Source organism: Lichenibacterium ramalinae (genome assembly GCF_004137085.1).
Classification (GTDB): Bacteria; Pseudomonadota; Alphaproteobacteria; order Rhizobiales; family Beijerinckiaceae; genus Lichenihabitans; species Lichenihabitans ramalinae.
Genome location: NZ_QYBC01000024.1, coordinates 41,376 through 54,094 on the forward strand (window position 1 = coordinate 41,376; position 12,719 = coordinate 54,094).

Annotated in this window: 11 protein-coding genes; 2 read left to right on the forward strand and 9 right to left on the reverse strand. The window is 65.8% G+C overall.

All coding sequences use genetic code 11. The features are described from left to right. Nucleotides 1-2: 2 nt before the first annotated feature. Genes D3272_RS22980 through D3272_RS23005 form a run of 6 tightly spaced genes read right to left on the reverse strand, consistent with a single transcriptional unit; the run spans nt 3 to nt 7,233 of the window. Entirely contained in the window at nt 3-428 is a 426-nt protein-coding gene (locus D3272_RS22980; protein WP_129221549.1) for a hypothetical protein, read from the reverse strand. A 1-nt stretch (nt 429) separates the two neighbouring features. Next, complete coding sequence (locus D3272_RS22985) at nt 430-1,392, reverse strand: capsid protein (RefSeq protein WP_129221550.1); 963 nt, start codon at nt 1,390-1,392, stop codon at nt 430-432. Between the two features lie 48 nt (nt 1,393-1,440). Then, entirely contained in the window at nt 1,441-2,439 is a 999-nt protein-coding gene (locus D3272_RS22990; protein ID WP_129221551.1) for a phage protease, read from the reverse strand. A gap of 35 nt (nt 2,440-2,474) precedes the next feature. Beyond that, the gene (locus D3272_RS22995; RefSeq protein ID WP_245496739.1) at nt 2,475-2,975 is read right to left on the reverse strand and encodes a phage virion morphogenesis protein; all 501 of its coding nucleotides are present in this window, start codon (nt 2,973-2,975) and stop codon (nt 2,475-2,477) included. Next, nucleotides 2,972-6,559: a phage tail tape measure protein gene (locus D3272_RS23000; RefSeq protein WP_129221552.1), complete on the reverse strand. Its 3,588-nt coding sequence runs from the start codon at nt 6,557-6,559 to the stop codon at nt 2,972-2,974. The genes D3272_RS22995 and D3272_RS23000 overlap by 4 nt, the downstream gene beginning before the upstream one ends. After that, complete coding sequence (locus D3272_RS23005) at nt 6,556-7,233, reverse strand: hypothetical protein (RefSeq protein ID WP_129221553.1); 678 nt, start codon at nt 7,231-7,233, stop codon at nt 6,556-6,558. Before D3272_RS23005 ends, D3272_RS23000 begins: the two co-directional genes overlap by 4 nt. A gap of 226 nt (nt 7,234-7,459) precedes the next feature. On the opposite strand from D3272_RS23005, the gene D3272_RS23010 reads away from it, so the two are divergent. Together D3272_RS23010 and D3272_RS23015 are read left to right on the forward strand one after the other, a co-directional pair. Further along, nucleotides 7,460-8,305, forward strand: coding sequence for a hypothetical protein (locus D3272_RS23010; protein WP_129221554.1), 846 nt, complete (start codon nt 7,460-7,462; stop codon nt 8,303-8,305). A 635-nt stretch (nt 8,306-8,940) separates the two neighbouring features. Then, nucleotides 8,941-10,566 (forward strand): hypothetical protein, encoded by a 1,626-nt coding sequence (locus tag D3272_RS23015; protein WP_129221555.1) that lies wholly within the window; start codon nt 8,941-8,943, stop codon nt 10,564-10,566. 28 nt (nt 10,567-10,594) lie between these two features. On the opposite strand, the gene D3272_RS23020 is transcribed toward D3272_RS23015, so the two are convergent. From D3272_RS23020 to D3272_RS23030, 3 genes are read right to left on the reverse strand one after another with little or no spacing between them, the layout of a single operon-like run. Next, on the reverse strand, nt 10,595-11,539 hold the full coding sequence (locus D3272_RS23020; RefSeq protein ID WP_129221556.1) for a hypothetical protein: 945 nt from the start codon (nt 11,537-11,539) through the stop codon (nt 10,595-10,597). Then, the gene (locus tag D3272_RS23025) at nt 11,536-12,354 is read right to left on the reverse strand and encodes a regulatory protein GemA (protein ID WP_129221557.1); all 819 of its coding nucleotides are present in this window, start codon (nt 12,352-12,354) and stop codon (nt 11,536-11,538) included. Before D3272_RS23025 ends, D3272_RS23020 begins: the two co-directional genes overlap by 4 nt. Continuing rightward, on the reverse strand, nt 12,351-12,695 hold the full coding sequence (locus tag D3272_RS23030; protein WP_129221558.1) for a hypothetical protein: 345 nt from the start codon (nt 12,693-12,695) through the stop codon (nt 12,351-12,353). Before D3272_RS23030 ends, D3272_RS23025 begins: the two co-directional genes overlap by 4 nt. Nucleotides 12,696-12,719: the final 24 nt, after the last annotated feature.

The following is a 12,719-nucleotide window of genomic DNA, read 5'->3' on the forward strand; positions in this document are numbered from 1 at the left end:
GTCTACCTCGTGCGCTGGCGGAAGATGGTGATGCGCGTCAGCGACGGCGTGCGTGCCTCGCCGAAACGCTCGATGCAGGCGGCGCGTAGCTCCGCCACGGTCTTGTGCTGGCCGAACAGATCGCGGAGGAACGCCGCGACCTCCGCATCTCGCTCGATCGTCGATACGGGTCGGGTATTCGCCTTGAGGGCCGGCTTGGGCGGTGCGGTGCGCCGCGGGGCGACGCCGTCGAGGGCTGCCTGCACCAGGCGGCGGTATTCGTCGAGCGGCAGCACCGCCACCGGCTCGCCGCCGAGCGTTGCGAAAAACGGCGGCGCCTGCCCGTCCGCTGGAAGCGGCCCGAGAGGGTCGAGCGGTGCCAGCGTCAGGGCGTCGCTTCCCCGCTTGCGGACGCCTTCGGAGACCTTTCGAAGGGGCTTCGAAGCCATCTTACGCCCCCGGTGCAACGCAGTTCTGGATGAGGTAGCCGGCGTCCGGCGCCGTCACCAGCTCCCGCACCTGTTCCCCGACGCGGATCTTCATGCCGCCGCGGATGCCGATGTTCGGGTCCGGGATCGACCCGGCGATACGGGTGCCGAACTGTGCCGTCATGCCGAAGGTGGACGGGTCCTGGACGTTGGCCGCCTTGTTCACGTAGGTGAGAGCGAGGTTGTTGCCCCACACGCGCGTGAGCTGGACAGGCTGGCCCGGCCTCGCCGTGTTCACGAAGCTTTTCCCCACCAGCACCTTGTCCATGCCGAAGAGCTGGCGCAGCTCTTCCTGGCTGACGATACCCGAGCCTGTGACGTTGCCCTTCACGGCGTTGACGATCTTCGGGTGCGAGCGCAGCTGTGTGAAGACGCGGAAGCCCATCGTCATCGTGTTGTATTCGAAGAACCGATAGGCCGAAATCGCGCCCTGGATGGTCTTGATCGGGTCGCTGTCCGCATAGTCGTCGAACATGGACGCGGGCGGAAGCACGGCGCTCCCGGCATAGTTGGTCGGGTCCTGCCCGATCTTGGCGACCCGCACCTCCCGGTCCACCAGCATCAGATCGGCGAGGGTCAAGGTCGCGACCTGTTCGGGATCATAGGTGCTGAGCCCGCGCGTCCGAAGCGCCGTGGCTTCGTCCACGTCCGTCTGTGGGATGGGCGTGTCCAGCCCGTAATCGACGGTCTCGCTCGTCTCGCGCGTGCCCTCGAACTCGACCACGTTGGGGCGTCCGGTGCGGCCCACCCGCGTCTCGGGCACTGTGATGGACTGGCCGAGCGGCATGCGCTGCCAGCCGAAGCGCTCCCCGCCGACCGGCGTGCGGGGCAGGAAGTCATCGGCGATGTAGGACGCCTGGGGGTTGCGGTAGGAGACCACCAGGGCCGTGAGGATCGGGTCGGCTTGGAAGGGAAAGCGTGCCATCGGACTTGAACCTTCGGATTGAGGGAGAGAGGCTTGTAGGAAGAGGCGTCAGACCGCGGAGCGCTTCGCCACGGCGTTGATGGCCTCGGGCATGGTCACGAGGATGCCGAGCTGGGCCTTCTCGGCGACGTGCAGCCGGGCCGCGTCGATGATCTCCTGGACGGCTTGGGGGCCGTGGTCCTGCGGCGGCACCTTGCCGTCGAGGCCTGACGGCTGCAGCATCGGCGTGGTGGCCGCCATCAGCTCGCGGAAGTTCCCGACGCCCGCCTCGGTAGCGCACATCGCGAGGTAAATTGGGCGCTGGGCCGGGACGATTTTCATCTCTCGGACGGCGTCATCCACCAAGCGTTCGACGTCGGCCTTGCGGGTGGTTGCGGACAGGGCGGAAAGCCTGCCCGTCGTCTCCGTCAGGGCCGCAAGCGTCGCCTCGTGTGTCGCCTTCGGCACCATGCCGCCGATCGCCGCCAGGATCGCGGCTTCGTCGGCCGTCGCGGAAAGGCCGAGCGCGCCCGCGACCCCGGCGAGTTGCGCCGGGACGCCACCACCGCCGAGGCCCATGGCGGCCATCAGCGCCGGCATGTCGCCGAGTGCCGGCGCGGACACGAGCGCCACCGAATGAAGCCACGTCGCGTGGCCGGCGTCGTCGGTGTGGATCGTGGGGGAGACGTAGCGGTGCGTCCCGGCCGCCAACGCAGCCAGACCGGCCGCGTTCCACCCCACCCGCACATAGGTGCCGTCGTCCCGCGCCTCGACGGCCGAGGCATAGCCCACCGTCTTCGGCGTTTCGCCGCGGGCGCCGAGCAAGATGGTGGAGTGGTCGAGATCGACGGGGATCTGAACCTTGTCGGTCGCGAAGCGCGCGGCGAGGCGCGCCGGGTCGAAGGTGAAGCCGCGGCCATCGCGTGTCGTGACGTGGCCTTTCGGGGTGGCCTTGATCCACTCGGGCGCGGTCTGAGCGGTGTCGCCCGTCTGTATCGGCAGCTCGCTCGCGAGCGTCGACGTTATGTTGAGAGAGCGAAGGAAGTCGGCAGCGTTGGGGTTGTTCATGTAATCCTCGAATATTTGAAGGTGGATCGAATGCTTCAGGTCGCGCCCATGTGAGAGAAGTAATCTGTCAGAAGATTTTGTAGCTCGTCGTGGTTCTCCTGGGAGAGGCCGATAAACGGGCGCGCCGGAATAGTGACGCTATTTGCATGGGCTGTCCTGTTGCCGACCTTGAAGCGAAGGGCCCCCGCATTTTTCGGCGTGATGACGGCGCCCTCCTGGTGAATGTGTGCGAACTCCCAAGCCGCTCCCCACTCGGCTTCATCTTCGGTGGACGAGAAAGCCAGAGATGCGAGCAGGTTCAGCCCGGAACGCTGTAGGATCGAGGTGCCTTCCAAGTTCGGCTTCCACGGCGTCCCGTCAGGAGCGGTCTTTTCCTCAATGATGCGGCGTCGCGTCTGACTTTCGCCGAGCGTTGCTATGGCCTCCATGAGGTCACGACCGTCGAAGGACACGAGACTGTCGAGCTTGCTCAGAGCTTTTTCGAAGCTGGCGTCGTCGAGATGGATCGTGAGGCCGATACCGGAGATGCTCGTCATGCGGTCCGCCCGACGCTGTGTAGGGCGCGCGCCTGGCTGCGGCGCACCTCGCGGTTCTGCTCCATCATCGCCATGCGGGCCGTCTGCGCCGGATCGTGGTTGCCGTAGAAGTTCTGGACCGGAGCGGGGCCGACCGCGGCGGGCGCGGCCCCTGCGCCGGCCGGCCTCGACGCGCCACCGCCGGCCGAGCGCGCCGGCGTCTTCATGCGCGGATCGGTAAAGCGAGGGGAGTGCGGTTCGGCCGAGGAAGCGTCGGCGCGCCGAGCACGGGTCGCGCGATCTTCGCCATTCGCTACGGCAGTCGCTGAGGGGTCCCGCGCGTGCCAGGACGGCGGCAGGTGACCCGTCTCGATGACGGACGCCTCCTCCAACCGGCGCTGCCGGTTGACGCCGTTGTTATGACCCTGCAGGCCGCGGACGGCGGAGGCGATCCTGCCCTTGTCGCCCGACGCGATTGCGCTGCGGAGCCCAGGCAGCTTGGCGAAACTGCCGTAATTATAGCCCACCGACGTGAGGGCGCCCCGCGTGGCGGGGTCGAGCCGGTCCCAGTTCGCCGCACCGACCTCCTTCCGCAACCTGCCGCCGAACTCCCCGACGCGGCGCTTGAGGTCGCGCTCGGCTTCTTCTTTCGTGACGGTGTCGCCGCGATGCACTTCATGCACGCTGCCGTCGGCGCGAGTGATTGTGTCGGACCCGTAGCCGACCCGCTCGTGATTTACGTCCCAGTAGGAGTGGGCAGCGAACTTTTCCTTTGGACGGAGGATTGCGGCCGCCCAGTCCGATCCAGAACCGCCACCCGAGGGCTGCGCGCTTTCGTCAGAGTTCGCGCCAAGACTGCCGGCTCGGCCAGGCGTGTGGCGATAGCCGCCGCTGGCGTGTCCATGCGGGCCGCGAGCAACGGCGCCCGGCGTGTCGCGATAGCCACCACCGCCGGCGCGCCCGTAACGCATGTTCGGGAGAGCCGCTGCGCGCGGTGCGCGTCCGTAACGCATGTTCGGCGCGCCGGAACCACCGCGGTGAACGGCGCCACCGCCATCGGAGCTTGCGCCCAGGTCCCCGGTCTCGTAGCTGGCGTTCAGCACGCTGCCACCCGAGCCTCCGGCCCCGCCGCGCAGCTCCATGAACTCGCGCATCCCCTCGACCACGCCCTGTTTCGTCGCGGCCGCCATCACCTCGCGCAGGGCATCGGTGGCGCCGCCGCGCCCGGCCGGGCGCTCGTCGCCGTCGGTGAAGCTCGCGCGGTGGATCATCGACGGGTCGACCAGCGAGGCGTGCTTGTCGGGCGCCGCCCGTAGCTCCTCGTCTTTCGGCCGCTCGGGATAGGTCGAGCGGTAGTCCTTGCGCGCCTCGTCGGCCATGCCCCGGATTTGCGGATCGTTACCGTTCTCCCGGGCGGACCGGTCGAGGTCCTGGATCGTGCCGAGCGCCTTCAGCCGGTCGCTTTCCCGCTTCGCCGCCGTGCCGGCCGGGTCGCGGTCCTGGCCGACATAGGCCCGGAGCGTCGGATGCTTGTCGAGGTCGGCCTGCTGCTCCGGCGTGGGCGCCTTGCCCTCGCCCTGCCGGTCGAGGATGGCCTTGGCCTCGCCTGACAGCTCGAGATACTTCGAGCCGGCGTCGAAGGCGCGCGCCATGGCGTCGGCGCTGTTGCCCACCGCCGGGGCGAACAGCTTGCCGATGTCGACCGCCAGCTTGGCGGCCGAGGCCGACATCTTGTCGAGCTTGGCTCTGGTGGTGTCGTCGAAGATCTTGAAGGACCGCTCCAGTGCGCCGTGGCGCTCGGCTTGGTCCTCGACGAGGCCGAGCGTGCGCTTCAGCCCGTCGAGGTGGTCGACCACGCGGCCGATATCGCGCCCGCCCTCGGGCCCGAACATGCGCTCCAGCATCGGCACGCGCTGCATGTCGGGCAGCGCCTTCAGACGGTCGAGGACGTCGACCATCTGGCGCGTCGGGTCCGTCCGCATGCCGACGCGGGCCTGGCTCGGCCCAACCCCGAGGCGCGCCAGGTCCGCCTCGAAAGGCTGCCCGGCCTTCTGCGGGTTGGCGAGCTTCTCGCTGAAGTCGCCGAAGGTGCCCTCGGCCTGCGACGGGTCGAGACCGGCCCCCTGGAAGCCGGCGCCGAAGGCTGCGACCTGGCGGGCCGACATGCCGCGCTCGCGCAGGTTGGAGAAGCGGTTGGTGAAGTCGAGCACCCCGCCGGCGCGGGCGCCGGTGCGCTCGGAGGCCAGCGCGATGGCGTCCGACGTGTCCTCGATCCCTGCCTCGTCCTTCCCCCAGGTGCGGCCGAGCTGCACGAGCTTGTCGCCCGCCTCGCCGACCTTCAGCCCCATCACGTTGGCGGCCTTGGCGCCCAGCTCCAGGAAGCGCGGCAGGTCCGCCACCGGCCGGCCGGCGCGGGTCGCCGCCGCCGCCATGCCGGCGAGGTCCTCTTTCGAGGTGCCCGTGGCCCGGCTGACGTCGAGGATGGTGCTTTCCAGGCGCTTCACGCCCTCGGCCGGCATGTTGCCGGCGGCGCGACGCACCTCGACCATGGCGGCCTCGAAGGCGATGGCCTGGTCGGTCGCGTCCTTGATCTCGCGGCCGATCGCGGCGACGCCGAGGCCTCCGGCCAGCCCGGCGGCGCCGATCGGCGTGAAGGCCGACATCACCAGGCGCTCCATGTGCAGCGGCCGAGCCGCCGCGATGGCGGCGCCGCGCAGCCCGCCCGGGCCTCCATGGCCGCCGCCCGCAGCGACGCCGGCCCCACCGCCGTGTTCACCGCCGCCGCCGCCCGACGCCGACGCGGTGCGGCCCATGCGCTCCATGTCGCGTTCGGCCGTGCGGGCGGCGGTCGCGACGTCGTCGATATGGCGGCGCGCCTCGGTGGCGGCCGGCGTCACAGCCGCGACGCTCTCCGCCAATCGGGCCGGCCCGGCGCCACCGAGCTTGTCGGCCGCCTTTTCCAGGGCTCCGACCTCGCCCCGGCCGCTCTTAATTTGGGCTTCGAAGGCCTGCATGGCGGCCTGCGCCTGGGCCGGGCTCCAGGCGTTCAGCTCGGCGCCGGACGCCAGGAGGGCGTCGATCTGGCGGTCGAGGTCGCCAGCCGCCTTGGCGGCCTGTTCCATGCCTGCCGTCATAGCGGCGGGCGCCGGCGCGGCGGCGAGGCGCCCGGCCGCGGCAGCCGTGTCGGCGATGGCGCGGCGGGCGGCGACGGCCTCCGTCGACAGGGTGCTGAGGCCGTCGCCCGAGATGGCGCCGACGGCGCGGCCGAGCCCGGCCGCCGCGGTGCTGACGCCAGCGAGCTCGCGCCGGGCATCCGCGGCCGGCCTGGCGATGCCCGCCACAGCGGAAGACAAGCGCGCGCTGCCGCCGCTCGCCGCCGACAGGCGCGAGCCGGCCTGGGCGAGGTCGTCGAGGCTGGCCTTCGCGACGGCGGCGCCCTTGCCGAGGTCGGCAAGGTGGCGGGCCGACTGCAGGATGCCCTGCTGTGAGCCGAGGCGCTGTGCCCCGGCGCGGATGGCCTCGATGTCGGCCACGGCCGCCTTGGCGCCGCCGGCCGCCTCATAGGCGAGCTTGACCCGGAGGGAGACGTCCAGAGGCTCGGTCACGGGTCGACCTCATCGGCTGGCGGCTGGGCAGCGCCTTGCTGCTGGCCGACCTGGGCCAGAGAGGGAAAGGCGCTGGGCTTGATCTGGCCCGAAGCAAAGAGCACCTTCCGCCGCGTGCGGACGAACGGCAGACCTACCTGCGCCTTCGCTGCGATTTGTTTGTTGCTCCACCGTTCGAGCAACAAGGCATCCACCTCAGCCGTCTTGTACTGCCAGTTGCGTTTTCTGGCGTACTTAGATGCGCTGGAGTAAGTCGTCGCATTCGTTCTGCGAGACTGATCGGGAGTGAGTGTCTTTACGATCGACCCTTCTGTGATCAGGGCCGCAAACTGCCTACTGACCTGCCGTTCGGAAACCCTCACCAGCTTCGTAGTTTCCCTCACGCTCAAACCCGACAGAAGAGCATCCCTGATCTCTCGATTGACGTTCTCCCTGAACTCGTCTTCCCGAGAGCGCCGGAAGCCCACGTAGCATTTCAGGCCGCAACTCGGCTTTCCATCGGCGTCAATGACCGTCAAGCGGCGACAGATCTCCTGGGCCTCACTATGGCCGAAGACCTTGCTCATCCAGTGATCGGGTGATGGATCGACCGGGATCCAGACCTCTGTTCCGGCCTTCTCTGCATCCAGCGCTTTCAGGCCAGCCTCACCCGCGACGTCGCGGATGGTGCGCATCACCAATCTCTGTTCGGAGCTTCCGGACATTGCGCCTGGTCTTCTGAGACACGAGGCTATGGTCTAGTGTTTCCACGTGCGCATTTACCCGTGACGCCCGTCACGGAGAGGGGAGCCGGCGGAAGGTCGGGGAAGACAGGTGTGGCCGGGAGGCAGTGCCGATGATCCGTGGTCGCCTCGACCGCGGCAAGAGCTTTCCTGCCCGCTTCGCAAAATCTGCCCGTGGATGCTGGTTTCGCCCTTCGGGCCGCCGTTGTACCGGCGCCGCTCGGAACCGCACTCCAAGGGCTTCAATGGTGCTTTAACGTCGATCCTGCTGGGTTGGGGTCGGGTCAGATTGGTCCGGCTGCCTCAGAAGCCCCGTGACTACCGAAACGCGGGCCGAAGCTGTCATCATGGCTTGGGCGCCGAAAACCTCGCCCAGGGGCTTCGATGGTGCTTTGACGGCGATCCTGCGCGGGCAGGATCGGGTCGCATCAGCAGCGATGCGGCCAACTTCGCGCGCGCGGGCGAGCGCACGCCCGTGATGATGGTCACGGGGGGATCGAATGCCCGATTGGCCGATGGTGGCCGGGTCGAAGCGTTCCGGGTCGAGAAGTCCATGCCGGCCGGGCTCGCCTCGGCGGCGGGGCGGCCTTCCTGGGGTTGGGCCGCCCCGCTTCAACCCCAGTCGCCCCATCGGACCTCCATCATGCAGTCAGGCTTCATCAAGAGCCGCGTCGCCGCGGGCGCTATCGCGCCCTGGTCCATTGCGGCCTTCACCGGCAACCGCAACGAGGTCGCACAAGCGACCGGCAGCACCACCGGCCTCGCCGGCATCACGGACTACCTCGGGATCGACGCGGTGTGCGCCGACCGCATGGTCGACCTCCAGCTCACGGAAGTGGCGGACGTGAAGGCCGGCGGTACGATCGCGCCCGGAGATCCTATCACGTCCGACGCCAACGGCGCCGCGATCAAGGCCGTGAAGGCGGTCGGCGCCGAGGTGTTCTGCATCGGTATCGCCCAGGAGCCCGCCGTGGTCGGCGACGTGTTCGGCGTGTTGGTGAGCCCCTTCGTCATCACAGCCTGACGAGATCGGGTCGGCGTGTTACAAGCACGTCGGCCTGTGCGGGGTCTGCATCCCCGCGAGCCGGGTCCGGGTCGACGCCATGCGGCCCGGCCCCGGCTCTTTCCACGGCGCTTCGAGTGCCTTGACCGCTATTTGGCATCGTGAACCTATTCACAACGGGGGCGACGATCCGGTCGCCCCCGTCTTAGGGGCTATGGCGTCGCGCCGTCATCGTCTCCAAACTGCTTTGCGGGAGCGGAGTGAGTCGTGAGTGGCGTCTCCATGCCTCCTGATCAGGCAGGCTTGGGACCGACATGATGCTCCGAGACAGCGACCTTGACACGTTTGTCCAGCTTTTCACCGCTTCTCGCGCTGAAGCTGATGATCCCGAAGCCACTCCGTTGGCAGCGTTGCAAATAGCCGAGGGAGGTCTTTCCTCCACTGAGGTATGGCGGCTTTCGCGCTCCTTACAAATTGCAGCTGTAATGGGCAAAGTGGCGACGGAGGTTGCCGTTGCGGCGACGACCATAGCTGAAGCGTTGAAGGGCGTTCGATGTCGATCTTTGGACGAGGATAGCGCTTGGGTTCAGGCAATAACTCTGGCTCGTTCCTCGCCAGCAACCGATCTACATCAGGGGGTTAATCGCGACTAGTACATGCGTCAGCGTCAGGTTGGAGAAGCGTGTTTGCGACTTCGTGATCGCGGGTACGAAGTTAATGTGGGTGCTTACGGACCAGAAGTTACGCAAGACGCGCAGCGTTCTATTGCAGAAGAAATTAACGGTCTGGTTTCTCAGATAGGGGGCGCGCACGCCTTAGTGCAGATCTGCTCAATCTTCAGAGAAGATAAATTTATTCATGACGGAATGTGGATGATGGGAAACATCGTCCCTGGCATTCACCAAAACGGTAATCCTGCGGCTCCCTGGGGATGGGTTATGTCTCTGGCAATCCGAAACATCTCCAAAGCGCAGACGGCATCTAACCCCAAAGAGCTTTGGCGCGAGATGATTTTGCTAGCCATAGATTTGGCTGCCGTCTTTGACTGCCAGCGCTACGGGCAATTTGAAGATCTAAATCTTCCACCAAGTGAAATACATCGTGCTTTAAAAGACTCTCTTATTTGGAGGGAGGCCTTCACCTTAGAACAGGTGCCGCCGAAGTTTCTCCCAGTTCTTTTCAACGCTCTACTTGCGAACATGGATGAAAACGATCATTCGAAATTCAAGTTTCCAATAAGGCAGTTGCTTGGAGAAATCGATCAGGCTCTCAGACAGGCCCAGCCTGACAAAGTTAAGCTACATACTTCAGGTCCTGTGAGTGCCGCCTCGCCTCTCCTTTGGAGCCTTGCGCGGGGCAAGATAGGCGAGGTCAACGCTGCTTATCTGGGGCCCCTTCATGCTGATGCAAGAAACCAAAGCGATTTCATCTTCTATGAAGTCGACAGCGATATGGTATTAATTCTTCCATCTCCCTTTTTAGCCTCTTCGGCTTGTCAGATCGTATTCAAGGCAGTATGGAAACACCTTGGCAGGACAAGAGGCGCAGAGTTAGTTGGAAAGTCATTCGAAGATGCAATTCACGCGAGCTGTATCGGCAAATCACCTATTGTACTAGCACGTCGTTCTTATCATTCTGACGGTAAAAATCTCGAAATGGATGTAGCGACTCGCGACGGCGATCGATTTGTTCTCTTCGAGACTAAAGGTAAATCGCTCACATCGACTGCGCGTGCTGGCGACATGATGGCTTATTTCAACGATTACGCCGATAGCTATCTCCTCCTAGTCAAGCAGCTGGCCGTACATGATAAAAATTTGCGGGAAGGCAGAACACCACTCGCTGAGGGGGAGACTTTAACTATCGGCAGTCACTCGATCAAGGTCGCTGTCTCCCCACTGAGCTATGGGTCGATGAGTGACAAGTCATTCGCTATCAGCCTTTTAGCAGCGCTATCGCAGGTAAAATTTACGGCCATCTTAAACGATAAGAAACACCTTGAGATTGTAGAGAAGTTAAACGAACATAAGGACAACGCACTTCGGGAGATTTCCACAGTTGCAGGGCTGAAGGATGGGAAGATGGATCTCCACTCCTATCTGATCAACGTTTTTTGGCTCGATCTCGGACAGCTGTTCTACATTTTAGGTAGAGGCATCACTGTGTTTGACGCGTTTCGTCCGCTGAAGAATATGACATTCAGCACTCGGGACTTTTGGACGGAAGTGGCACTTGCAGACCGTCAAGGTCTCACATCGAGTGCTTGGAGCGCCCTCGCATAGCGTCGAGCGCTTATTAAGAAGGCCGGCGTCACCGCCGGCCTCCGTTCCTTTGGCGCCTTGCGCCCCTGCCCTGGTGCTCTTCTGCCCCGTCTTGCCCGGTGGACGGGCTTCTGTCTGGCGGGTCTCTGGCCGCCTCAGCCGCGCGCCGGTCAGTCAGCCGCGGAACCATGAAGCGGTCGATGATCGCCGCCGCGCCGCGCCGCGTCAGGGTCACGAGGCCGCCGCCGGCGCCGAGCAAGCTACCGATCGCCGCGTCAAGCGCGGCCGGCGACATGTCGCCTTTCCAACCGCCGACGTCGACCCACAGCCGCCACAGCAGGTTCGCCTGAGCCTGTGTCACCATGCCGGGGTCGCCGGGCACGCGCGGGGCTGGCGCCGAGCGCATGAAGCCGCGAGCCTGGAACATCAGGGCCAGCCTCACGAAGGCTTGCTCGTCGAGCTGCGAGGCGCGCAGAACGCCGCCGACCTCGGCCAGCACCGTCACCAGCATGCCGGCATCCATGCCCTGCTGATAGGCGGCTTCGTGGACGGTGCGCACCATCACACGCGACATAAAGCCGTGGCCTGGCACCGGCACAATCACTCCGGCGCGTGCCAACCACCCCCAAACAGCGAGGAAGCCGGCCCCATCCAAGCGATGGCGGCTCGCCACCCCGCCGATCCGACGTACCAGGCCGACGAAGCCGCGATCATCTATGCCGAGGGCGCGCCGCATCTCGTCGAGCGTCGCGAGCTGTACCGCCGTTACCATCGGCACCGCCGGGTGCCGGAAGCCGCCCGCAACGAAGCGGTTCATCAGGTCCGCCCATCCCTTGCGCGTCAGCCGCTCGGGAGCCTCGCACCCGGTGACGCCGACCATCAGCGCGGCGACTTGTTCGGCCGACATGCCAGCCCACTGCGCGGCCTCGATCAACGCCCGGCCCTGGTCGAGCGTGATCCGGTCGCCGTCGCGCTGGCGAGCCGCGGCCGTCATGCCGTCACCTTCGACGGCTCTGTCGCTCGGCTCTTCATGGCCTTCAGCGCCGTGATGGCCTTGGAGGCGTTCGCGGCCGACAGGAAGCGGAGCGCTGACACACGATAGTAGCGCTCCAGCCAGGCGTTCAGCGCCGCCGCGTCCGTGTTGCCCGCCCACTCAGCCCAGAGCGTCTGGACGAGAGCAACCTGCCGCGGCGAAGCGAAGCCGGGACGACCAGCCAGGCCGGGGTCTGTCGTGTCCAGCCCGGGGGTGCTGAACCCCATGCCTTCTAGACAGAGGATCGACAGCTCGTAGCCTCGGTCATCGAGATCCGATGCCGAGTTCACGCCGCTGTAGCGTTGGATCAGCCGGTAGTAGCTGAAGTCGCTGATCTCCGTCACTTTCCGGGCCATGCCGAGCGTCTTCAGCTGGCCGGGCTTGATGGTGCGCCGCTCCGCCTTGAACCGCTCGATGTCGATGCCTCGCACCTCCATGAGTGCCATGAGGTCGAGCAAGCATTGCCCATCGAGGTCACGGATGTCGGCAACGCCCTGCCGCCTCAAGTCCGTGTCCAAGACGAACTTCGAGAGGCCCCGGTCGGAGTAAGCCTTTCCGATCAAGTCGCGCGTGTCGGCCGACAGGATGGGCCGATGGCGTGTGCGGAACCCCTGCAGGATGAAGTGGTCGACCAAGCGCTGATAGCCGCCGACCTTCAGATCCTCGAGGCGCTGGACGCGACCCCAACGCTGGAGGAGCCCATGCCGAGCCGCTGTGTCGATTGCCAGCGTAGCGCAGGCCTGCTCCACCACCTTCAAATGGAGGGCACGGATCATCGCGCTCCTCCTGCCGCAAGGTGGTTTCGGCGCTCTCGTGCATACTCAGCGTTGGCGTCCAGTCTCTTCGCCATCCCCTCGATGCATTCTCCAACGATGCGGAGCGCGGCGTCTTCTGCGACGGAGAGGTTGGTGCAATCGACCTCGAAGATGCCGCTCAAGAGCTTCGAAAGGCCGCGAAGGTCGTCCGCGATCAAGGCGGCCTGGTCGACGAAGCCGAGCATCTCGTCGGCTGCCTTGTTGGTCCACTGCGGGGGCAGCGCCGCGCGCCTCCGCGGCGCGGGCCTGGTTTGGTCCGTGCCTGTCGCTGAGGCGCGGCTGTCCGTGTCTTCAAACGTCATTTGAAGGTGCCTTTCAGGATAGGG

Coding starts and splice junctions, on each gene's coding strand:
- D3272_RS22980 (WP_129221549.1), bottom strand. CDS start 428: ATGGCTTCGAAGCCCCTTCGAAAGGTCTCCGAAGGCGTCCGCAAGCGG.
- D3272_RS22985 (WP_129221550.1), bottom strand. CDS start 1,392: ATGGCACGCTTTCCCTTCCAAGCCGACCCGATCCTCACGGCCCTGGTG.
- D3272_RS22990 (WP_129221551.1), bottom strand. CDS start 2,439: ATGAACAACCCCAACGCTGCCGACTTCCTTCGCTCTCTCAACATAACG.
- D3272_RS22995 (WP_245496739.1), bottom strand. CDS start 2,975: ATGACGAGCATCTCCGGTATCGGCCTCACGATCCATCTCGACGACGCC.
- D3272_RS23005 (WP_129221553.1), bottom strand. CDS start 7,233: ATGCGCACCATCCGCGACGTCGCGGGTGAGGCTGGCCTGAAAGCGCTG.
- D3272_RS23010 (WP_129221554.1), top strand. CDS start 7,460: ATGCTGGTTTCGCCCTTCGGGCCGCCGTTGTACCGGCGCCGCTCGGAA.
- D3272_RS23015 (WP_129221555.1), top strand. CDS start 8,941: ATGCGTCAGCGTCAGGTTGGAGAAGCGTGTTTGCGACTTCGTGATCGC.
- D3272_RS23020 (WP_129221556.1), bottom strand. CDS start 11,539: ATGACGGCCGCGGCTCGCCAGCGCGACGGCGACCGGATCACGCTCGAC.
- D3272_RS23025 (WP_129221557.1), bottom strand. CDS start 12,354: ATGATCCGTGCCCTCCATTTGAAGGTGGTGGAGCAGGCCTGCGCTACG.
- D3272_RS23030 (WP_129221558.1), bottom strand. CDS start 12,695: ATGACGTTTGAAGACACGGACAGCCGCGCCTCAGCGACAGGCACGGAC.